Genomic DNA, 21,931 nt, shown 5'->3' on the forward strand with positions numbered 1-21,931 from the left:
CTTTACTTCGCTGCGCGTTCTTTGGCGATCAACTGATCAGCCACTTCCAGGGCTTGATCCGGGCCGCCGGTCGAGCCGATGTCGAAACGGTATTTGCCGTTGACGATCATGGTCGGTACGCCGCTGATCTGGTAAGCCAAGGCCAGCTTCTTGTCTTTCTCGACCTGGCTCTTCACGCCGAAGGAGTTGTAGGCCTTGAGGAACTCGTCTTTATCAATGCCTTGAGTGGCGAGGAAATCAGCCATTTCCTCAGGCTTGGCGAGCTTTTTACCTTGGTTCTGAATGGCGTCGAAAATAGCGCCGTGCACTTTTTCTTCAACGCCCATGGATTCGAGGGTCACGAACAACTGGCCGTGGGCATCCCACACGCCGCCGAACATGGCTGGAATGCGGATGAAGTGAACATCGGCAGGCAGCTTTTTGATCCATGGATTGATGGTGGGCTCGAAGTGGTAGCAGTGCGGGCAGCCGTACCAGAACAGTTCAACGACTTCGATTTTGCCGGGCTTGGAAACCGGAACAGGGCTGCTGAGCTCGACATATTGTTTGCCGGCTTCGATCGGCTGCGCGGCGGTAGCGGTCGCAGTCATGCCGATCAGACTCGCGGTGGCGAGGACAGCGCTGAAAATCAGGTTACGCATGCTTTACTCCTTGGCGGATAAAACTCGCCCGATAGCGAGCTGGATTTCGACCGATTGCCCGACGGCGGGTTCCCGGTTGGGGGCCAACATTGTACGGGCGGCTCCAACGAAAAAGGGTGGCTTTCGCCACCCTTTTCTGCCCGCTAATGCGTACCGGATATTACCGTCGCGCGATTAATGCAGGCCCTGGATGTAGCTGGATACCGCCGCGATATCCTTGTTGCTCAGCTTAGCTGCAATGCCGCGCATGATCATGTTATCGCCGTCGTTGGTGCGATCGCCTTCGCGGAAATTGGTCAGCTGCTTGGCAATGTAGGTGGCGTGTTGGCCGCCCAGATGCGGGAAGCCAGCGGGTGCGTTACCGGCGCCGTCTGGTGAGTGACAGCCGGTGCACGCGGGCATGCCGGTTTCCAGATTGCCGCCGCGGAAGATTTCCTGACCGCGCGCCACCAGTTTCGGATCGGCTGTGCCGACGCTCATTTTCTGGCTGGAGAAGTAGGCAGCGATGTCTGCCAGATCCTGATCGCTCAGGGGGGTGAGGATGCCGGTCATTTCCAGCACGACGCGGTTGCCGGATTTGATGTCTTTCAGTTGCTTGAGCAGGTAGCGCTCGCCTTGGCCAGCCAGTTTCGGGAAGTTTGGCGCAGGGCTGTTGCCGTCGGCACCGTGGCAAGCGCCACATACAGCTGCTTTGCCTTGACCTGCAGCGGCGTCGCCTGCGGCATGAGCCATACCGGTGATGCCCAGGGTCAACAGCAGACTCACGAGTACTTTGTTCATCAGCTAATCCAATTACGGCTAAAGGGAGAGAATCAACGCGTGGCTTACTTGCTCATCCATTGGATGATGGCTTGGAAGTCTTCAGCGCTACAGTCGGTGCACAAGCCGCGAGGCGGCATGGCGTTAAATCCATCGGTTACATGCTTCACCAGCGTATCCATGCCTTGGGCCAACCGCGGGGTCCAAGCAGCCGTGTCACCTTTTTTAGGGGCCATCGGCAGTTGTCCATTATGGCAGGCTCCACAGGAACGGTTGAATACCGCTTCCGGGTCCTGGGCTGCATGAGCCATGGAGGACAACAACAGGGTAGTGGCTGTGAGCAGTAACAACTTCATCAGATCAACCTCATCAGTGAGGAACGTTCCGCATTCTGGTGAGCGAAATCGGTAAATCCTTCCTGCAAATGCTTGCCCTTATACCGGACAAAGCGCACACAAAATCTGCGGCATTATATACTGGCGTCACCGAAACGGAAACGACACCGCACGCCGGGCCACCTACTGGCACCGCCCTCACCGGAAAATTCGATGCAAGCCAAAAACCCCATCATCGGTCTGTGCCAACAGGCTGCGTTCATGATCAGCGCCGCAAAAGTTGATCAATGCCCGGACGACCAAGGCTACGAAGTGGCCTTCGCCGGTCGCTCCAACGCCGGTAAATCCAGCGCGCTCAACACGCTGACCCACGCCGCCCTCGCCCGCACCTCCAAGACGCCGGGCCGCACGCAACTGCTGAACTTTTTCCGCCTGGACGAAGAACGCCGCCTGGTCGACCTGCCCGGTTACGGCTACGCCAAGGTGCCAATTCCGCTGAAATTGCACTGGCAGCGCCACCTCGAAGCCTACCTGGGCAGCCGCGAAAGCCTCAAAGGGCTGATGCTGATGATGGACATTCGCCACCCGCTCACCGAGTTCGACCGGCTGATGCTCGACTGGTCTGCAGCCAGCGAAATGCCTATGCATATCCTGCTGACCAAAGCCGACAAGCTGGCCTACGGTGCCGCCAAGAATGCGCTGCTGAAAGTGCAGACAGACCTGCGCAAAGGCTGGGGCGATGGGGTGAGTATTCAGTTGTTCTCAGCGCCAAAGCGTCAGGGTATTGAAGAGGCCCAGGCCGTGCTGGCTCGCTGGATGGAGCTGGAAGACACGGTGGTGGCTGAGTAAATCGCAGGCAAAAAAAACCCCGAGCTTCGTATGGGGAGGGAGAGGCTCGGGGTTTAAGGGTCTGAACCGCTAGGGCGGGGCTCAGATATCTGCCAACACTTAACACAACATAGGAGCACCGAAGGGCTTCATCAGCCATTCAGTAACTCTGACCGCCCCCATTTGTGGAAAGTTCACCGGCCCCTTAAAACCGGTTAGTAATAAGAAATGTCTTGGTAATTCCGTTAGCTTCCTAGCTATTCATTTCTGTGCGGCGTTATGCCGCAGCAGGAAAAGTGGCCAGGACGTCCTTTCTAGTGCGCTTCGTCCCAGTTAGCGCCGATTCCGACCTCAACCAACAGCGGCACATCCAGCTCAGCGGCTTCGCTCATACGTTGGCGAATTTCCGCGCTCACGGTGTCGACCAGGTCTTCGCGCACTTCGAGCACCAGTTCGTCGTGCACTTGCAGAATAACTTTGGCATCCAGCCCCGATTCCGTAAGCCAGTTATCCACCTTCACCATCGCCCGTTTAATGATGTCGGCCGCAGTGCCTTGCATCGGCGCGTTGATTGCCGTGCGCTCGGCGCCTTTGCGCAAGCCGGCGTTTTTGGAGTGGATTTCCGGCAAGTACAAACGGCGCCCAAACAGCGTTTCGACATAGCCCTGCTCGCTGGCCTGCTCGCGGGTGCGCTCCATGTACGCCAATACGCCCGGATACCGCGTGAAGTAGCGGTCGATATAGGCCTGCGACTGCTTGCGGTCGACGCCGATCTGCTTGGCCAGGCCAAACGAGCTCATGCCGTAAATCAGCCCGAAGTTAATGGCCTTGGCGCTGCGGCGCTGGTCGGTGGTCACCTGGTCGAGCTCGACGCCAAACACTTCTGCCGCCGTGGCGCGGTGCACGTCCAGGTCGTTGCGGAAGGCATGCAGCAAGCCTTCGTCCTGAGCGAGGTGCGCCATGATGCGCAGCTCGATTTGCGAGTAGTCCGCCGCCAGCAACTGATAACCCGGCGGCGCGATAAAGGCCTGGCGAATGCGGCGCCCTTCCGCCGTACGAATCGGAATGTTCTGCAAGTTCGGATCGGTCGAAGACAGCCGCCCCGTCGCGGTCACCGCCTGATGGTAAGACGTGTGGATGCGCCCGGTGCGCGGATTGATCTGTTCCGGCAAGCGGTCGGTGTAGGTGCTTTTTAGCTTGCTCATCGAGCGGTACTGCATCAGCACTTTGGGCAGCGGAAAGTCTTGCTCTGCCAGCTCGGCCAATACTGCTTCCGCAGTAGATGCCTGACCTTTCGCGGTTTTGCTCAGAATCGGCAAGCCAAGCTTTTCGTACAGAATCACGCCCAGCTGTTTGGGCGAGCCCAGGTTAAATTCTTCACCTGCGATGGCGAACGCCTCGCGCTCAAGCTGGACCATTTTTTCGCCCAGCTCGTGGCTCTGAATGCCCAGCAAATTGGCATCCACGAGCGCGCCGTTACGTTCGATGCGCGCGAGCACCGGCACCAGCGGCATCTCAATGTCGTTAAGTACCTTGGCCAGGCTCGGTGTGGCTTCCAGTTTTTTCCACAGCGTTTGATGCAGGCGCAGGGTGATGTCAGCGTCTTCTGCCGCGTACGGCCCCGCTTGCTCCAGCGAAATCTGGTCGAAAGTCAGCTGTTTTGCGCCTTTTCCGGCGATGTCTTCAAAGGCGATGGTGGTGTGATCGAGGTACTTGAGCGCCAGGGCGTCCATGTTGTGGCGCGTGGCCACCGAGTCGAGCACATAGGATTCGAGCATGCTGTCGAACTTCAGCCCACGCACATGGATGCCCTGCACGGGGTCGCCGCCGATGGCGCAGTTCGCCAACACGTTGATGTCGTATTTGGCGTGTTGGCCTACCTTGGCTTTGTGCGGATCTTCCAGAATCGGTTTGAGCGCGCGCAGCACGGAGTCGCGATCGAGTTGAGCCGGTACGCCCATGTACGAATGGGTCAGCGGAATGTAGGCCGCTTCGTTTGGCTGCACGGCAAAAGAAAGCCCGACCAGCTGCGACTGCTGAGCATCAAGGCCGGTGGTTTCGGTATCGAAGGCAATCAGCTCGGCCTTGTGCAGCTTTTCTAGCCAGACCGCGAAGCGCTCGGCTTCCAGCACGGTTTCGTAAGTAGTGCTCACCGCTGGCGCCGGCTCGCCGCCGTCTACCAACGCGCTGGGTGCGCCAGCGTCAGCGGGCTCATCGAAGAGCCCGCCCGTTGTGCCGCCAGAGCGAATGGCGGCAATGTCGGCGGCCTTGGCATCACGCGCCAGTTCATCCAGACCGCTTTTGAATTCCAGCAGCGAATACAGAGCCGCCAGGGCTACGCGGTCTTGCTCGCCGGGGTGCAGGCTTTCGATTTCGATATCCAGCGGCACGTCCAGCTTGATGGTCGCCAACTGATAGGAAAGAAAGGCCATCTCTTTGTGTTCGAGCAGCTTGGCCGGCAACGCTTTAGCGCCGCGAATGGGCAGCTCTGGCACTTTGTCGAGGTTGGCGTAGAGCACGTCGAGGCCGCCACCCACACCCACCAGCAGCCCAACGGCGGTTTTCTCGCCAACGCCTGGCACCCCTGGAATGTTGTCGACCTTGTCACCCATCAGCGCCAGGTAATCGATGATCAGCTCAGGACCGACCCCGAATTTCTCCTTAACGCCATCGATGTCGTACACGCTTCCGGACATGGTGTTGACCAGCGTAACGTGCGGGCAAACCAGCTGGGCCATGTCTTTGTCGCCGGTAGAAATCACCACGTCGCGACCCTGGGCAGCGCATTGCCGGGCCAGTGTGCCGATTACGTCATCGGCTTCCACGCCTTCCACGCAGAGCAGCGGATAACCCAAGGCGCGCACGCTGGCATGCAGCGGCTCGATTTGTACGCGCAGGTCATCGGGCATCGACGGCCGGTTGGCTTTGTAATCGGCAAACAGCTCATCGCGAAAGGTGCCGCCCTTGGCGTCGAACACCACCGCAAATGGGCTTTGCGGATACTGTTTGCGCAGGCTTTTGAGCATGTTCAACACGCCCTTCACGGCGCCGGTGGGCAAGCCTTTGGACGTGGTCAGCGGCGGCAATGCGTGGAAAGCGCGGTAAAGGTAGGACGAACCGTCTACGAGGACGAGAGGAGTCTGAGACATGCGCGGAATCAACCTATAAGACGGGCCGTGGTGTACGGACAGCGGAAAAATGTAGCGAGCAACGGTGCGCGGGGCAATGTTTAGCAGAAGGCCAAGCCGGGGCGTCTGAATGCCACGTCAGTAGTTTCGCGGCGGCCTGTTAGAATGGCCGCACCGTTGACGACAAAGGGACAAGGTTACCATGCGCACTCTTTCTAGCTTACTGCTGGCCGGCTTGCTCGCTGCGGGCTCGCTGAACGCTTACGCCGAAGACGAACCGGTAAGCGGCGACCCGGACGTAACCATCCGCCAGGACGGCGACAAGACCATTCAGGAGTACCGCCAAAACGGTTTTCTATACGCCATCAAGGTCACGCCAAAAGGCGGCAAGCCCTACTTTCTGGTGCGCGCCGATGGCAGCGACGGCAACTTCATTCGCTCCGACAACCCAGACATGCTGATTCCCGCCTGGGAAATCTTCAAATGGTAAGCGGCGCCTAATTCCCCTCTTTATATGCAGTTGGCAGGTTCTCGATGTCGGTATTCACCCCCCTCAGCCGTTCTGAGCTGGAAGCATTTGTAGCGCCTTACGGCCTTGGCCATTTGCGCGACTTTCAAGGCATCAGCGCCGGCAGCGAGAACAGCAACTTCTTTGTCAGCCTGGAGCAGGGCGAGTTTGTGCTCACCCTCGTAGAACGCGGGCCGATTGGCGATCTGCCGTTTTTCATCGAACTGCTCGACACCCTGCATGACGCCGGCCTGCCGGTGCCCTACGCCCTGCGCACCACCGAGGGCGACGCCCTGCGAAGCCTGGCCGGCAAACCGGCGCTGCTGCAGCCGCGCTTGTCCGGGAAACACGTGGAGCAGCCGAATGCTCACCACTGCGCGGAAGTGGGCACGCTGCTGGCCAACGTGCACAACGCCACGCGCGGCAAGGTGCTGGAACGCCGCAGCGACAGAGGACTGGACTGGATGCGCAGCGACGGTGCCTCGCTGCTAGCCAAACTCGATGATGCCGACCAAGCGCTGATGGCCGACGCGTTAAAAGACGTTGAAACCCACTACCACGCCATATTCGACCTGCCCCGCGCCAACCTGCACGCTGACCTGTTTCGCGACAACGTGTTGTTCGACGGCACGACGCTGGCGGGTTTGATCGACTTCTACAACGCCTGCTCCGGGCCGATGCTGTATGACGTCGCCATTGCCGTGAATGACTGGTGCTCCAGCGCCACCGGCGAGCTAGACGGCCCGCGCGCCAGGGCCTTGCTCGGTGCGTATGCGGCGCTGCGTCCATTCACGCCCAAAGAGGCGGAGCTGTGGCCCGTGATGCTCCGCGTGGCGTGCCTGCGCTTCTGGATTTCGCGGCTGATCGCAGCCGAATCGTTCGCCGGTCAGGACGTGCTTATCCACAACCCCGACGAATTCCGCCGCCGCCTGGCGCAGCGCCAGGATGTGCACCTGTCGCTGCCGTTTGCGCTGTAGCTCACAGCGCTTCCAAACAGCCCGCCAGTTCATCGCCCAAGGTTTCCAATAGACGCTCATACCCCTGAGCGTCTACCGCAATTTCCTTCCCACCCAATGCATCCAGCTCGGCCAGGCGCACCGGCAAGCCTGCGCTCAGCGTGTTGACCAGGCGCGGGCGCAGCGGTGGCTCGCTGAACACGCAAGTTGGTCCGGCTTGCTGCAAACGCTCGCGCATGGCCGCCACGTGCTGGGCGCCCGGTTGCACTTCGCTGGCAATGCTGAATACGCCAGCGTGCTTCAGGCCGTAGGCCGATTCGAAGTAATCGAAGGCTTCGTGGAAGACGAAATACGGCTTGCCCGCCACCCCCGCCACGCGCTGTTTCAGGCGCGTATCCAACGCGCCCAACCGCTCGGTAAACGCTTTGGAGTTGGCTTGGTAGCGCGCGGCATTCGCCGGGTCTGCCGCGCTGAGGTCGGCGGCCATGCGTTCGGCGATCACCCGTGCGTTGGCCGGCAGCAACCACAAGTGCGCATCCAGACTGCCCGGTTGGTGATCATGATCGTGCTCATCGGTGCCGCCGCCGTGGCCGGCCTCGTCGGCATGGTCATGGCTTTCGCCGAAATGACGCAGGCTCAGGCCTGGCAGGTCTTGCACCGCCACAGTCGGCAAGGTGCGACTCTTCAATACGCGCGGCAGAAAGCTCTCCATGTCGGGACCGATCCAGTAGAGCAACTGAACCTCAGCCACGCGGCGAACGTCCGAAGGTCGCAGCGCATAGTTGTGCGGCGAGGCACCGGGCGGCAGCAGCACTTCGGGCGTGCCTACTCCGTCTTGCACGGCGGCCGCTATCAGCTGAAGCGGTTTAATGCTGGTGAGAACGCGCACGTCGGCCTGGGCGGTTGCGCAAAAAAACAGCAGAAAGATCACAAGGAAACGCGACACGGGAACACACTCGCCGGGAAAAGGGTTATAGAATAACGTCTCTCTCACCAGCCGTCGCCGCCCAATGATCTTTACACCTTTGGCTTCACGTCCCCACGACCATTCCCACTGCGTGCACAACGCCCTCACCGAGGCGGACGCTATCTGCGAGCGCGCCGGTTTGCGCCTTACCGCACTGCGCCGTCGTGTGCTGGAGCTGGTGTGGCAAAGCCATAAACCGCTGGGTGCGTACGACATCCTCGGTGTGCTGACCGAGCAAGACGGCCGCCGCGCCGCGCCGCCGACCGTGTACCGCGCGCTGGATTTCTTGCTTGAAAACGGCCTGGTGCACCGCATCGCCTCGCTCAACGCCTTCGTCGGTTGCAATCACCCCGCTCACGCGCACCAAGGTCAGTTTCTGATCTGTCGCACCTGTAGCGCGGCCATTGAGTTGTCCAACGACGCCATCAGCCAGGCCATCGTCGCCGGCGCCAGCGACGTGGGTTTCACCGTTGAAAGCCAGACCGTGGAAGTGGTCGGCGTCTGCTCCGGCTGTCAGAAAAAGTCATGAGCGAGGCTTTAATCCGCCTTGACGGCGTTGGCGTCAGCTTTGCCGGGCAAGCCGTGCTCAGCGACGTGCAACTGAGCGTGCAGCCTGGTGAAATTGTCACACTGATTGGCCCTAACGGTGCTGGCAAAACCACGCTGGTGCGCGCGGTGCTGGGCTTGCTGAAAACCGAAGTGGGCAGCGTCTGGCGTAAGCCGAAACTGCGCATCGGCTATATGCCGCAAAAACTCCACGTTGACCCGACACTGCCGCTCACCGTGTTGCGCTTCCTGCGCCTGGTGCCCAAGGTCGACCGCACCTCCGCGCTGGCGGCGCTGGAAGAAGTGGGCGCCAGCCAGGTGATCGACAGCCCCTTGCAGAGCATTTCCGGCGGCGAACTGCAGCGCGTGTTGCTAGCCCGTGCGTTGCTGCGCAAGCCCGAGCTGCTGGTGCTGGACGAACCCGTGCAAGGCGTGGACGTAGCCGGACAAGCCGACCTGTACCGCTTGATTACGCGCCTGCGCGACCGCCACGGCTGCGGCGTGCTGATGGTCTCCCATGATTTGCATCTGGTGATGAGCACCACCGACCAAGTGGTGTGCCTGAACCGCCACGTCTGCTGCTCCGGGCATCCCGAGCAGGTCAGCGGCGATCCGGCCTTCGCCGAGCTGTTCGGTAAAGACGCGCAAGACTTGGCGATTTATCACCACCACCATGACCACGCCCACGACCTGCATGGCGGCGTGGTTAGCGATGCGCCTGCTGCAAACGGTTTGCGCATCCACGGTCAGGTGCAGCCGCATGTACACGGAGACGGCTGCAACCATGCCTGATTTTCTCGTTAACGCATTGCTCGCCGGCCTTGCGCTGGCGCTCGTTGCCGGCCCCCTGGGTTCGTTTGTGGTGTGGCGGCGCATGGCCTACTTCGGCGACACCTTGTCCCACGCCGCGCTGCTTGGCGTGGCCTTGGGCTTTTTGCTGGATGTCAGCCCCACCGTGGCGGTCACCGTGGGCTGCGTATTGCTCGCTCTGCTGTTGCTGACCTTGCAGCAGCGCCAACCGCTGGCCTCCGACACGCTGCTGGGCATTCTGGCACCGACCACGTTGTCGCTGGGGCTGGTGGTGCTGAGCTTTATGCACGACGTGCGCATTGACCTGATGGGCTACCTGTTTGGCGATTTGTTGGCCGTGAGCAGCGCCGACTTGGCGTGGATTCTCGGCGGCAGCGCCTTGGTGCTGGTTGCATTAACCGTGATGTGGCGGCCGCTGCTGGCCGTTACGGTGCACGAAGAACTGGCCAAGGTTGAAGGGCTGCCCGTGGCCGGCTTGCGCCTGGCGCTGATGTTGTTGATTGCGGTGGTGATTGCCGTGGCGATGAAAATCGTCGGGGTGCTGTTGATCACCTCGTTGCTGATCATCCCGGCGGCCGCTGCGCAGCGTCATTCGCGCACGCCCGAACAAATGGCGGGCGGCGCCAGCGTGTTGGGGTTGGTGGCGGTATGCGCCGGGTTGTCGCTGTCGTGGTTTAAAGACACGCCGGCCGGCCCCTCTATCGTCGTCAGCGCCGCTGCGTTATTTCTGCTCAGCTTCGCCCTTCCCCGTCGCCACGCCTGAAGCGGCCTGTCGCTCAGGCGCGCCCGGCGGTGTAAACTCGCCGGTTTTTGCGCACCCCGAGACTTGCATAGATGAAGCCGTTCGCCTCCCGTTACCTGCCCGTTCTGGCGATTTCTCTGCTGTTAGGCGCATGCCAGAGCCAGGCGCCAAAAGTGGCCAGCCTGCCGCCCGACGAGTTGATCGTGGCCTTCCGCCAGGTTGAACAGAGCCTTAACGACGGTCAGCTTGGCGCTGCTGAAAGCCAGCTCGCCACCATCGCTGCGCGTGCCCAGGGCGACACGCGCCTGGAGCAGTACCAGCGCCAGTTGGCCGATGCTTACCTGAAACAAGGCAACGACGCCCTGCAGCAAGGCGATCTCGATACCGCCACCAAAGCCCTCAGCCACGCCCGCAGCCTGATGCCGCAAGCGCCAGCGCTCACCAAAGGGCTGGATAATTCCATTGCCCAGGCGCGTGCCGCCGAACTCTCGGCCGCTGACCAGGCTCGCGCCCGCGCCGCCGCTCAGACCGCCGCCAAAGAAGCTGCGGAAAAAGCCGAACAAGCACGCCAACAACGCCTGGCCGCCGAGCGTCAGAGCAAAGCCGCCCCGGCCACGGCCGAAATTGCCCCAGCGGCCGAACCGGTGGTTGCTGCGGCCAAGCCCAGCGCGCGCGTCATCAACCCAGGCGCCGCTTCCAGCGTGGTGCCGATGCCCATGCTGGACAACCAGGACAACGAACGCCTGCGCAGTCTGCTCGATGCCGTGGCCGCCGATGTGGTGACCTTCGACTGCGACGTACGCATCGAAGTACGCCAGAACAAGGACTACCCCTGGGTTGCGTCCCTGTTGCTGGCGCGGATCAAGCGCCTGGATCCGAGCTACAGTCCACGCCTGTCCCAAGCCCTCAAGCTGGAGCAAGTGCCGCGCCTGTTGCTCACTCCGCAAGCCAAGGGCTGAGGCCGACGCCCGGCTGTTTGAGTGCCGGCCGGGCGGCACCGCAACATCGTCGACCGCAGCACCTTCTAGACTGTGGCAACGGCTTCGCTCGCTTAGAGCTGAAAGCTATAACCATAGGATTACAAAGATTTTTGCGGTCTATAGAGCGCCGGGTAGACTAGCGCCACTTATGCCTATCCGGCAGACCGCCAAACCCAAAAGGTTTAACGAGTGATCGACTTTCATCACGTCCACAAGGCGTATCGCGTCAACGGCCGCGACATCGCCGCCTTGCAGCCCACCGACCTGCGCATCGCCAGTGGCGAAGTGTTTGGCATCATCGGCCATTCCGGCGCCGGCAAAAGTACCCTGCTGCGTTTGATCAACCGCTTGGAAGAGCCTTCGGGCGGGCGAATCGAGGTAGACGGCGAAGACGTCACCGGCCTCGACGCCAATGGCCTGCGCCGCTTCCGTCAGCAGGTCGGCATGATCTTTCAGCACTTCAACCTGCTGTCCTCGAAAACCGTGGCCGACAACATTGCCCTGCCGCTGAAGCTGGCAGGCGAGCTGTCTTCCAGTGCCATCGAGCAGCGTGTTAACCAATTGCTTGAGCGGGTTGGCCTGACCGACCACGCCAAGAAGTTTCCGGCGCAGCTGTCGGGCGGTCAGAAGCAACGCGTCGGCATTGCCCGCGCCCTGGCGACACAGCCGAAAATTCTGCTTTGCGACGAAGCCACCAGCGCCCTCGACCCGCAAACCACTGCCTCGGTGCTGGACTTGCTGGCGCAGATCAACCGCGAACTGAAGCTGACCATTGTGCTCATCACCCACGAAATGGACGTGATCCGCCGCGTCTGCGACCGCGTTGCGGTCATGGATGCCGGCGTTATCGTCGAACACGGGCCGGTGACGGACGTGTTCCTGCACCCCAAGCACCCGACTACCAAACGGTTCGTAATGGAAGCCGAGCAGATCGACGAAGACGAGCAGCGCGACGACTTCGCCCATGTGAGTGGCCGTATCGTGCGGCTGACATTCCAGGGCGAGGCAACCTACGCGCCGCTGCTGGGCGTAGTCGCGCGGGAAACCGGCGTCGATTACAGCATTCTTGCCGGCCGTATCGACCACATCAAAGACACCCCTTACGGTCAGCTCACTCTCGCCCTGACGGGCGGCGATATCGAGGCTGCCTTAGCGCGCTTCGGCAGCAGTGACGTGCATCTGGAGGTGCTGCGCTAATGGACGCCCTACTCCCCAACGTCGACTGGGCGGAAATCTGGCAAGCGAGCTTGGACACCCTGAGCATGCTCGGCGGTTCGCTGCTGTTTACCGTAGTTCTCGGCCTGCCGCTTGGCGTGCTGCTGTTTCTCACCAGCCCTCGGCAAATGTTCGAACAGAAAGGCTTCTATGCCCTGCTGTCGCTGGTGGTCAACGTGCTGCGCTCGGTGCCCTTCGTCATTCTGCTGATCGTCATGATTCCGCTGACCGTGCTGATTACCGGCACCTCGTTAGGCGTGGCCGGGGCGATTCCGCCTCTGGTGGTCGGCGCTACCCCATTCTTCGCGCGCCTGGTGGAAACCGCGCTGCGTGAAGTCGACCGCGGCATTATCGAAGCCACCCAGGCCATGGGCGCGACGACTCGGCAAATTGTCGTCAACGCCCTGCTGCCAGAAGCGCTGCCGGGCATTGTGGCGGCCATTACCGTGACCGCGATTACCTTGGTCTCCTACACCGCTATGTCCGGCCTGATTGGCGGCGGTGGTTTGGGCGACCTGGCCGTACGTTACGGCTATCAGCGTTACCAGCCGGATGTGATGGTGGTTACCGTCATTTTGCTGCTGGTGTTGGTGCAAGTGCTGCAAACCGTCGGCGACAAGCTGGTGGTGCACTTTTCCCGCAAATAGCGCCGCGAAAAATAACTGCAATTCGTTCGAACAAACCGTCACTAAACGAGTGCGGCCACTAGCCGCCAACACTGCATCCACAAGGAACCCAGAGATGAAAAAACTGCTCGCTGCCCTGGCCACCGTCGCGGCGTTTTCCGCCCACGCCGAAACCCTGACCGTCGCCGCTACCGCCGTGCCCCACGCAGAAATTCTCGAATTCGTGAAGCCAGCCCTGGCCAAAGAAGGCGTAGACCTGCAAGTAAAGGTCTTCACTGACTATGTACAACCGAACGTACAGGTTGCGGAGAAACGTCTGGATGCCAACTTCTTCCAGCACCAACCGTACCTGAACGAATTCAACAAAAGCCGCGGTACCAAGCTGGTCAGCGTGGTGGGCGTTCACGTCGAACCCTTCGGCGCTTACTCGAGCAAATACAAATCGCTCGACGAGCTGCCACAAGGCGCCACCGTGGTCATCCCCAACGACGCCACCAACGGCGGCCGTGCCCTGCTGCTGCTCGACAAAGCTGGCCTGATCAAGCTCAAAGACACCAAGAACATTCTGGCCACCAGCAAAGACATCAGCGAAAACCCGAAAGGCCTGAAATTCCGCGAACTGGAAGCAGCCACCCTGCCGCGCGTACTGAGCCAAGTTGACCTGGCCCTGATCAACACCAACTACGCCCTGGAAGCCAAGCTCGACCCGAAAAAGGACGCGCTGGTTATCGAAGGCAGCGACTCGCCTTACGTCAACAACCTGGTCGCCCGTGAAGACAACAAAGACTCCGACGGCATCCAGAAACTGGCCAAAGCCCTGCGTACTCCGGAAGTGAAGAAATTCATCGAAGAGAAATACAAAGGCGCCATCGTTCCGGCGTTCTGATGCTCCGCAGTTGAGTGTTGAGAAATGAAGAAGCCCGCTCGTGATGAGCGGGCTTTTTTGTGGGAAAGAGATTCTTGGTTGTAGCCCTGGGGCTACGAAAAACGCTATTTTGCTGTTTTCTGTAGCCCCAGGGCTACAGAAACCCAGCAGAGCAATTTGTAGTTTTGTAGCCCTCGGGCTACCATTTTGGCGAAACCACCGTTTTTTGAGGCCCAGGGGCTACAAAATGACTACGTTGCACGAGGTAGCCAATCTACTAAAAGAGGCTCGAAGCGAGGCGGGGCTGAGCCAGGAAGCTCTGGCCGCTCGTGCGGGCGTGGCGCGCTCAACGGTGGCTCGCATGGAGACATTGGCTAAAGGCGACATGAGCGTTTCAGTCTTGGTTCGTTTATTGGAGGCCGCAGGGTATGAGCTGAAAGTCATCAAAGCCGGTCATCAACGAACCCTGGAAGACATATTGGCCGAGCAGCGTTCAGGAGGGCTTGAGCAGTGATTCTAGACGTCCATGTCGGTGCTACGACCGTAGCCACGCTGTTTCGTGAGCGAGACGAATACGTCCTGAAATACCGCCCCGACACAGCACAGGAAGACTTCGTCAGCTTAACGATGCCCGTGCGCGAAGAACCCTGGCGTTGGCCCCGTGATTTGTTCCCGTTCTTCCGGCAGAACTTGCCTGAAGGCTATTTGCTCGGCGTCATCCGTGAAGAGTTTGGTTCGTTATTCGACGGCACCGATCTATCACTGCTGGGCTTGGTTGGCGGTGCCGGCATTGGCCGCGTATCTGTCACGCCGCAGGGTTTTCCGCCAGGAGTGGAATTTGAGCCTTTGGAAATCAGCCACCTGCTAAAAGCTGAAAACACCGCCGAGCATTTCGCCGATTTAGTGCGCCGTTATGCGCGCGTTGCGGTTTCGGGAGTGGTGCCTAAATTCATCGCAGAAGATCGTTTGCCCAACGATATGTCCTTGGGCAAGCCAACCCTGCGTACCGGCTTCCACATCATCAAGGGTTCAGACGAAAAGACGCCTTTTCTAGGCTTCAACGAGTTCTACACCATGCAGGTGTTGGCGCGGCTGAATGTCGTACCGGTTGCTAAGTGCCAGATGTCTGAGGATGGGCAGGTTCTGGTGGTGGATCGCTTCGATGTAGATGCCGACGGTGTATCACGACACGGGCTAGAGGACGCATGCGGGTTGCTCGGTTTGCCGCCCCATGAAAAGTACGCGCCGACCGTAGAAAAGGTATGGAATGCCACACGGGCCTACATTCGGCCCGAATTTCTGCGCGCTCAGCGTGAACATTTGGGCTGGCATCTTTTGACCAATTACGTGGTGCGCAACGCCGACTGCCATTCGAAGAACATCGCGCTGTTTTACACCTCGAGAACGGACGTGGGGTTTTCCCCTGTGTACGATTTGGTCACGACTCAGGCCTATCCCCGGTTCGCTGGCAATCCCCCGGGATTGTCGATTGGAGGGAGACAAACCTGGGCGCCGGGGAAATCGTTAGAGCGTTTTTTCAACGGTGTTCTTGGCATCGCGCCCCGCCAGTACGCAGCGATGGTCGAGCAGCTTTGCGAGTCGGCGGTAGAAGTCGGCCAGCACGTCATCGAAGCGGCGAGAAACGAGCCGGCTTGGCGAGACGTTGCCACTCATATGGTGCATGCATGGAATGCAGGAATGGAGACCTTGCGCAGCGCAAAAACGGCACCGCACTTTCGCGGGCTCCAGGCAGCGATAACCCAAGCCGGTTTGCCTGAACCTCAACAACCCGAGCGAAGCCGGGACGTTATCGGTCGCTCTGAACTGCTGGGTCGAAAAACCTAGTTATCAGCGCCGCACTTGTCGGCATGCTTTCAGGGTAGGCGACAAAAGGCTCCGAAAGCTCGCCAGGATAATCGCCCAACCCTTCAAGGCTTCAACCCATCAAACAACGTCTGCGTCATTTGCCGGATGCGCTGCGCGTGGGCGTCGAAGTCGGGCACATCGGCTTGCACCAGGCGCATGAACAGCATGGAGCTGTAGTCGTTGAGGAAGTAGGCGACGAAGTCGACGTCGACGCTGGCGCTGAGCATGCTTTTACCTTGCAGTTCGCGCAGCAGGTTGGCGATTTCGACGATCAGCCCGGCGTTCATGTCGGTGAATTGGCCGGCAGGTTCGTTGAGCAGCCCCAATGGCAGCAGCTCGCGCCAAATGGCCGGTGGCAATACTTTCAGTTCGTGCCGCACGATTAGCGATTCGAGGTGGCACATGGCGTCCACGGCGTTATCGAAGTCGGGGATCTGTGAGCGAGCGTCGATGATGGCTTGCTTGTCGGCGTGCTCGACCAGGGCCAGAAGAATTTCCTGTTTGCTGCCGAAGTAATTAAACACTGTGGGCGTCGAGACGCCGGCTTGTACCGCTATCTGTTCCACCGTCGTGGCAGCAAAGCCCTGTGTCTCGAAGAGCGCCAACGCCGCCGCGACTATCGCTTCCCTGCGCTGTTCTTTCTGTCGCTGCCGTAATCCCGTCACGCCAAGGTCCCCTGAGCACGCTTTGATAAGTGGCTGATTTTAGGCAAATTTAGATTGCGGTCAATATTTTTAGTTGACTATAAAAATTTATATGAATAAAACATGTCATCGCCAACGACGAGACATGCCCCATGAATAGCGATTTCACCCAGGCCTTATTGGGTGCTTATGAAGACGGAGCGCCGCCCGCTGCGCCCTTGATGCAAGGCTTTCCGCCTGCGGCAGAGCACCGCGTGACGTGGCACAACTTCATGAGCCCGCCGCACAACCGTTGGGCGTTTCACAACCTGGGGCGCATTCGCCCGAGCATCACCGTTGAACGCGGTGCAGCGCCCTGCTCGCCGTTGCCGGTTGCTGCGCAGGCCATCGATGGCTTCCGCTTCGAAAGCGCCGCCGGCCGACCGGTCACGCTGCAAGAACATCTGGAAGCCAGTTGCACCGACGGTTGGTTGGTGATGAAAACTGGCGCTGTGGTGCACGAGCGCTACTTCAACGGCCATGAGCCGCACAAACGCCACATCATGTTTTCGGTGACCAAGTCGCTGATCGGCGTGTTGGCCGAAGCCATGGTCGGCGCGGGGCAACTGCGCGACAGCGCCCTGGCCAGCCACTACGTGCCTGAACTCGCCGGCAGCGCCTTTGGTGACGCCACGGTACGCCAGTTGCTGGATATGGCCGTGGCCATCGATTACGACGAGGTCTATGACGACCCGCTCTCCGGCAGCTCGCAGTTCGGCTACGCCTGCGGGCTAACCGTGCCGCCGCCGGGCCTCAACGCCAGCCAGTCGCTTTACGAATACCTGCCGGCAACGCGCAAGAACGGTGAGCACGGCGGCTTCTTCCATTACGTAACCGCCACCACCGAAGCCCTGGCCTGGGTAATGGAACGAGCCAGCGGTCGCAGCTGCGCTGAGCACCTGCGCGATGTCTGGCAAGGGCTTGGCTGCGAGCGCGATGGCTATTTTGTCGCCGACCCGTGGGGCCGCAACGTCGCCGGCGCCGGCTTCAATGCCACGTTACGGGACATGGCACGCTTCGGTGCGCTGCTGCTGGCCAAGGGCGAGGCGCAGGGACGGCAACTCATTCCGGCGGCCGCTATCGACTCCGTTCTGCAAGGAGGCGACCCGGCGATTTACGCCGCCAATGAAAACTTCGCTCTGTGGAGTCCCGGCGCCACCTACAAAAGCCAGTGGTATGTGTACCCCCAGGAGGCGTTGCTGGCGGTGGGTATTCACGGGCAAATTTTGTATGTCGACTTCGCCCAGCAGGTGGTCATCGTTAAGCAATCGTCCCTGCCCATAGCTGAAAGCGTGCTGGACGTCGACACCCTGCGCCTCATCCGTTCCCTGGCCCGCGCGCTGTAGTCGCTTCGAGGAATTGCCATGAACCACGTGCTGAAACATTGCTTGATCGGGCTGCTGCTCAGCGGCGCCAGTGTGGCCGCCAACGCCGAGAAAATCGGCGGGGAGCTGCGTATCTACAACTGGATCGAATACTTGCCCAAAGACGTGCTGCAAGACTTCAAAGACCAGACCGGCATCAGCGTGCTGTACGACGTATTCGACAGCCCGCAAACCTTGGAGGCGAAGCTGCTCACAGGCTCGGCCGGCTACGACGTTGCCTTTCCCAGCAGCAGCCAGTTGCCCAACCTGATCAATGCCAAGGCGCTGCAGCCACTGGACCGCGAGCAACTGCCCCACTTCCATCAACTGGACCCCGCCTTCATGGCGCAGCGTCAGCAGCTCGACCCGGGTAGCCGCTACGCCGTGCCTTACCTGTGGGGCAGCACGCTGCTCGGCTACAACAAAGCCAAGGTTGAGGCGGTACTCGGCAAAGACGTTGATATGCGCGACTACGACCTGCTGTTCAAACCCGAAAACATCGCCAAGCTCAGCCAGTGCGGTGTGGCGATTCTCGACAGCCCCGACGAAGTGGTGCCCATCGCCCTGTACTACCTGGGCCTGAACCCCAGCAGCGACAAGCCTGAGGATTACGCCAAGGCCGAAGCCTTGATGAAATCCATCCGTCCCTACGTGCGCTATTTCAACTCCGCCAAATACCCGCAAGACCTCGCCAATGGCGATATCTGCCTGGCGCTGGGGTGGTCGGGCGGCATGCTGGCGGCGCGCAACATGGCGCTGGCGGCAGACAACGGCATCGACATTCGCATGGCCTTGCCGCGCCAGGGCACGCTGCAATGGTCGGACGACATGGTCATTCCCGCCACGGCGAAAAACATCAAACAGGCGCATGCGTTTATAGACTTCTTGCTGCAACCAGAAGTGATCGCCCGCGTCACCAACCAGATCGGCTACCCGAACCCGAATCCGGCGAGTACGCCGCTGATTAACCCGCAACTGCTGACCGAGAAAAACCTGTTCGTACCCGAAGCCGACCGCCATTTGTTGTTCCAGATCGAGCCGCCGAAAAAGGCCGCGCAGCGTTTGCTAACCCGACTGTGGAACAGGATTCGCTCAGATGCCTGAGTTCGCGCTGCGCCGACACGCTTCTTAACCTGCAACGGAGAACGCCACCACCCAACACCCGCAACCTCACCTGCAACACCGAGCGACGCCCCTTCGTATAAGAAAAATTTCGACTCGAGCCTTTCGAGCCGGCGGGGTCGTTTTGCCCAAAAAAACATAAAAGCGCCCCACAAAGCGCAGCGATGACCATCGCGAAGCTGCACCCAAAACAACAAGAGCCAGCGGTTTTTTCTGCCACATCAATCACAACAAAACGGAGCAGAAACACATGAACACCCTTATCAAGTGGAGCCTTGCGAGCGCCGCTCTGAGTTTTTCACTCACCAGCCACGCCATCGACCTGACCCCCGAGGTAATGCTGGATTTAACCGTCATCGCCGCGAGCGACTACCGCGTAGGCGGCTTCTCGCTCACCCAGGGCGACCCGGTGCTGCAAACCGTCGCCAATCTGGTTCACAAACCATCCGGCGTGTTTGCCGGCGTGTTCACCAGTAACGTCGATTTCGGTACCGACACCCGCCGTGAATTCGACTACTTCGTCGGAATTGCCCGCCCGCTCAGTGAGAACACACGGTTTTCGCTGGCATACGTCGCCTACGACTACCCGAAAGACAGCTGGGTGAACTTCCACGAATGGGTTGGCACCTTCAGCTACAAAGGCGCCACCGCAGGTTTTAAATACACCAACGACCTGCAAAACCCACCGGCTCTGGAGGCTTTGGCGAAAGAGCTGGCGCCGCTGGGCATCAAAATTCCCGAGCGCGACAACGACCGGATCATCACCTGGGTGGAATACACACAGCCGATGCCCTACCAAACCCTGCTGAACGTGCGTTACGGCTACAGCGATACCCACGATGAAATGGCCTACCGCGACGGCAGCGGCGACTATCGCAGCACCTACTACGACTGGAGCGTGGCCCTCAGCAAGAAGATGTTTGGCCTCGACTGGAAAGCCACCTACATCGACACCGACCTCTCGCAGGCTGAGTGCATGTCCGCCTTCGGCCGCGCCGGCGAGTGTTCGGCCACGGTCGTGGCGTCGGTTTCCAAAAACTTTTAATCACAGCGGGACAGTTTGCTTATGTACTCGACCTATCTAAAACACCCGCTGCGCTGCGGCGCCTTGAGCCTGGCCTTGCTGCTTGGCACCCACGGCCTGGCCATGGCCCAGGCGCCTGAAGATGAAGGCATGCCGCCGTCCGATCGCAGCTTCGAGGCGTTCTGGGGCAAACGCGTGACCGGCTACCTGAAAGCCGCCGACGGCACCGAGCTGCGCTACTCCGTGCTGCTGCCCAAAGCCGAAGGAAAATTCCCGGTGCTGGTGCGCTACAGCGGCTATGACTCCGGCAGCATCGGCGGCCCGGCGTACCTGGGCGACAACGAAACCTTCTCCGTCGCCACGGACAAAGAGCTGGTGGAAAAGGGCTACGCCGTCATGGGCGTGCAAGCTCGCGGCACCGGTTGCTCCCAAGGCACCTTCGATTTTCTCGGCCCGCAATACGGCACCGACGGCCGCGACGCGATTGAATTCGCGGCGAGCCAAAGTTGGTCCGACGGCAACATCGGCATGTTCGGTTGGTCGTGGGCCGGCATGTCGCAACTGATGACCGCCGAAGAGCAGCCCAAACACCTCAAAGCCATCGCCCCCGGCATGGTGCTCGGCGATGCCCGAGGCGACAGCTGGGCGCCTGGCGGCGTGCCGAATCAGGAATTCACCACCACCTGGCACTGGTTCGTCGACCAGCGCTGGCAAGCGGTGAAAGCCAGCGCCGAAGCGGAACATGACCAGCGCTGCCTGGCGCAAGTGGCCGAGAACCAAGCCAAAGTGGTCAGCACCTCGCTGATGTACAACCTGCTCCGCCACCCGCTGCGTGATGAGTGGACTGAGCAACGCAGCAGCCCCCGTGACCGCGCGGCGCAGATCAAGGTGCCGGTGTTATCCATGCAGGCCTGGCAAGACGAAGCCGTGCTGGCGCGTGAGGGTTACTACCAAGAGCGGCTCGCCCCCAAACAGCTGTGGATGGTGCAAGCCAGCGGCGGCCACAACCTGTACGAGTCCGAGCGTTTTCGCAAAAAGCTCGGCGCCTTCCTCGACCATTTCGTCAAAGGCGAGCGCAACGGTTTCGAGAAAACGCCACGTCTGGAAATGTGGCAGGAAACCGTGGCGGACAACCGCAGCGGTCGCCATGAACCCAACGAAACCGCACGGCCAACCTGGACCATCGAACGCGACAGCTACCCGCTCAAACCCAAGCCGGTGACCTTCGCCCTCAGCGAAAAAGGTCAGCTGATTGAAAACGGCAAAGGCAGCGGTGCGCCGGATGGCTACAACTATCCTATCCCCGGGCCAGACGTGAACACCTTCCTCAAAGACAACGCCTGGGGCCCGCAGCACCCGATCTGGCGCGAAGGCAGCCTGGCGTACACCAGCGCGCCGCTGACGCGTGACTTTCTGAGCTACGGCACCGCGAGCGCAGACCTGTGGGTTACCACCTTTCTGGCACCAGATACCGACCTGCAAGTGACCGTCACCGAAGTGCGCCCCGACGGCCAGGAAGTGTATGTGCAGCGCGGTTGGCTGCGCATGTCGGCGCGTAAGCTCGACGATGCGCGCTCCACCCCGCTGCGTCCCTGGCTGCTCGACACGCCGGACTCGGTGCAACCGATGCTGCCGAATGTGCCGACGTTGGGCCGGATGGAAATTCCGCCGTTCTCCCACCCCTTCCGCAAAGGCTCGCAGCTGCGGATCTGGATCGACGCACCGTCGCGCACCGGTGGTTATGGCTTTGACTACTTCTCCATCCCCAGCCGCAACAGCGTGCTGCACGACGACGCGCATCCGTCGCGGCTGGTGCTGGGCGAGCTGACCGGCGTCGACATTCCGAGCGCCCTGCCGGCCTGCGACACCCTGCTCAAACAGCCATGCCGACCTGATCCCCTGAAGTGAACCAAAAGGCTATCGGGCGATGGCGTCCGATGGCTCTAATTTTTGAAATCGAAGGAGC

General features: G+C 60.4%; 22 protein-coding genes. 16 read left to right on the plus strand and 6 right to left on the minus strand.

Annotated elements, in window-relative coordinates:
• Positions 1-2: 2 nt before the first annotated feature.
• From ACZZ0Q_RS23430 to ACZZ0Q_RS23440, 3 genes are all read right to left on the minus strand, one after another.
• The gene (locus ACZZ0Q_RS23430) at positions 3-641 is read right to left on the minus strand and encodes a thiol:disulfide interchange protein DsbA/DsbL (protein WP_463540578.1); all 639 of its coding nucleotides are present in this window, start codon (positions 639-641) and stop codon (positions 3-5) included.
• A gap of 174 nt (positions 642-815) precedes the next feature.
• Complete coding sequence (locus ACZZ0Q_RS23435; RefSeq protein WP_463560970.1) at positions 816-1,421, minus strand: c-type cytochrome; 606 nt, start codon at positions 1,419-1,421, stop codon at positions 816-818.
• A gap of 44 nt (positions 1,422-1,465) precedes the next feature.
• Positions 1,466-1,756, minus strand: a complete 291-nt coding sequence (locus ACZZ0Q_RS23440; RefSeq protein ID WP_463540577.1) for a c-type cytochrome — start codon at positions 1,754-1,756, stop codon at positions 1,466-1,468.
• A 192-nt stretch (positions 1,757-1,948) separates the two neighbouring features.
• Between ACZZ0Q_RS23440 and yihA the strand changes: the two genes are divergently transcribed.
• On the plus strand, positions 1,949-2,584 hold the full coding sequence (gene yihA, locus ACZZ0Q_RS23445) for a ribosome biogenesis GTP-binding protein YihA/YsxC (RefSeq protein ID WP_122492243.1): 636 nt from the start codon (positions 1,949-1,951) through the stop codon (positions 2,582-2,584).
• Positions 2,585-2,877: 293 nt separating this feature from the next.
• On the opposite strand, the gene polA is transcribed toward yihA, so the two are convergent.
• Positions 2,878-5,712, minus strand: coding sequence for a DNA polymerase I (polA, locus tag ACZZ0Q_RS23450; protein ID WP_463540576.1), 2,835 nt, complete (start codon positions 5,710-5,712; stop codon positions 2,878-2,880).
• Positions 5,713-5,893: 181 nt separating this feature from the next.
• Here polA and ACZZ0Q_RS23455 point away from each other — a divergent pair, with 181 nt between their 5' ends.
• Both ACZZ0Q_RS23455 and ACZZ0Q_RS23460 read left to right on the plus strand, forming a co-directional pair.
• A complete protein-coding gene (locus tag ACZZ0Q_RS23455) occupies positions 5,894-6,181 on the plus strand; it encodes a DUF2782 domain-containing protein (RefSeq protein WP_122492242.1) in 288 nt (95 codons plus the stop codon).
• Positions 6,182-6,225: 44 nt separating this feature from the next.
• Entirely contained in the window at positions 6,226-7,176 is a 951-nt protein-coding gene (locus ACZZ0Q_RS23460; protein ID WP_463560971.1) for a homoserine kinase, read from the plus strand.
• A gap of 1 nt (position 7,177) precedes the next feature.
• Here the strand turns inward: ACZZ0Q_RS23460 and ACZZ0Q_RS23465 are convergent, their stop codons facing one another.
• Positions 7,178-8,101 carry a zinc ABC transporter substrate-binding protein gene (locus ACZZ0Q_RS23465; protein WP_463540575.1) on the minus strand — a complete coding sequence of 308 codons (924 nt, stop codon included), beginning with the start codon at positions 8,099-8,101 and terminating at the stop codon, positions 7,178-7,180.
• Between the two features lie 64 nt (positions 8,102-8,165).
• Here ACZZ0Q_RS23465 and ACZZ0Q_RS23470 point away from each other — a divergent pair, with 64 nt between their 5' ends.
• The 9 genes from ACZZ0Q_RS23470 (at position 8,166) to ACZZ0Q_RS23510 (ending at position 15,751) form a co-directional block, all read left to right on the plus strand.
• Complete coding sequence (locus tag ACZZ0Q_RS23470; RefSeq protein WP_122492239.1) at positions 8,166-8,651, plus strand: Fur family transcriptional regulator; 486 nt, start codon at positions 8,166-8,168, stop codon at positions 8,649-8,651.
• A complete protein-coding gene (gene znuC, locus ACZZ0Q_RS23475; RefSeq protein WP_463540574.1) occupies positions 8,648-9,460 on the plus strand; it encodes a zinc ABC transporter ATP-binding protein ZnuC in 813 nt (270 codons plus the stop codon). Before ACZZ0Q_RS23470 ends, znuC begins: the two co-directional genes overlap by 4 nt.
• Entirely contained in the window at positions 9,453-10,241 is a 789-nt protein-coding gene (gene znuB / locus ACZZ0Q_RS23480) for a zinc ABC transporter permease subunit ZnuB (RefSeq protein ID WP_463540573.1), read from the plus strand. The genes znuC and znuB overlap by 8 nt, the downstream gene beginning before the upstream one ends.
• 71 nt (positions 10,242-10,312) lie before the next feature.
• Positions 10,313-11,179 (plus strand): PA5502 family lipoprotein, encoded by an 867-nt coding sequence (locus tag ACZZ0Q_RS23485; protein WP_463540572.1) that lies wholly within the window; start codon positions 10,313-10,315, stop codon positions 11,177-11,179.
• 210 nt (positions 11,180-11,389) lie between these two features.
• A complete protein-coding gene (locus ACZZ0Q_RS23490) occupies positions 11,390-12,397 on the plus strand; it encodes a methionine ABC transporter ATP-binding protein (protein WP_463540571.1) in 1,008 nt (335 codons plus the stop codon).
• Complete coding sequence (locus tag ACZZ0Q_RS23495; RefSeq protein ID WP_463540570.1) at positions 12,397-13,062, plus strand: methionine ABC transporter permease; 666 nt, start codon at positions 12,397-12,399, stop codon at positions 13,060-13,062. Before ACZZ0Q_RS23490 ends, ACZZ0Q_RS23495 begins: the two co-directional genes overlap by 1 nt.
• Before the next feature lie 94 nt (positions 13,063-13,156).
• Positions 13,157-13,927: a MetQ/NlpA family ABC transporter substrate-binding protein gene (locus tag ACZZ0Q_RS23500; RefSeq protein WP_463540569.1), complete on the plus strand. Its 771-nt coding sequence runs from the start codon at positions 13,157-13,159 to the stop codon at positions 13,925-13,927.
• Between the two features lie 226 nt (positions 13,928-14,153).
• Positions 14,154-14,420 (plus strand): helix-turn-helix transcriptional regulator, encoded by a 267-nt coding sequence (locus ACZZ0Q_RS23505; RefSeq protein WP_463540568.1) that lies wholly within the window; start codon positions 14,154-14,156, stop codon positions 14,418-14,420.
• Positions 14,417-15,751 (plus strand): type II toxin-antitoxin system HipA family toxin, encoded by a 1,335-nt coding sequence (locus ACZZ0Q_RS23510; protein WP_463560973.1) that lies wholly within the window; start codon positions 14,417-14,419, stop codon positions 15,749-15,751. Before ACZZ0Q_RS23505 ends, ACZZ0Q_RS23510 begins: the two co-directional genes overlap by 4 nt.
• An 83-nt stretch (positions 15,752-15,834) precedes the next feature.
• Here the strand turns inward: ACZZ0Q_RS23510 and ACZZ0Q_RS23515 are convergent, their stop codons facing one another.
• Positions 15,835-16,338 (minus strand): TetR/AcrR family transcriptional regulator, encoded by a 504-nt coding sequence (locus ACZZ0Q_RS23515; RefSeq protein ID WP_463561049.1) that lies wholly within the window; start codon positions 16,336-16,338, stop codon positions 15,835-15,837.
• Positions 16,339-16,568: 230 nt separating this feature from the next.
• Here ACZZ0Q_RS23515 and ACZZ0Q_RS23520 point away from each other — a divergent pair, with 230 nt between their 5' ends.
• From ACZZ0Q_RS23520 to ACZZ0Q_RS23535, 4 genes are all read left to right on the plus strand, one after another.
• A complete protein-coding gene (locus ACZZ0Q_RS23520; RefSeq protein ID WP_463540564.1) occupies positions 16,569-17,801 on the plus strand; it encodes a serine hydrolase domain-containing protein in 1,233 nt (410 codons plus the stop codon).
• An 18-nt stretch (positions 17,802-17,819) separates the two neighbouring features.
• A complete protein-coding gene (locus ACZZ0Q_RS23525; RefSeq protein ID WP_463540563.1) occupies positions 17,820-18,923 on the plus strand; it encodes an extracellular solute-binding protein in 1,104 nt (367 codons plus the stop codon).
• A gap of 268 nt (positions 18,924-19,191) precedes the next feature.
• Positions 19,192-19,986 carry a TorF family putative porin gene (locus tag ACZZ0Q_RS23530; protein ID WP_463540562.1) on the plus strand — a complete coding sequence of 265 codons (795 nt, stop codon included), beginning with the start codon at positions 19,192-19,194 and terminating at the stop codon, positions 19,984-19,986.
• Positions 19,987-20,007: 21 nt separating this feature from the next.
• Complete coding sequence (locus ACZZ0Q_RS23535; RefSeq protein ID WP_463540561.1) at positions 20,008-21,873, plus strand: CocE/NonD family hydrolase; 1,866 nt, start codon at positions 20,008-20,010, stop codon at positions 21,871-21,873.
• Positions 21,874-21,931 lie beyond the last annotated feature (58 nt).

The sequence above is a fragment of the Pseudomonas sp. AC070 genome (assembly GCF_979258635.1).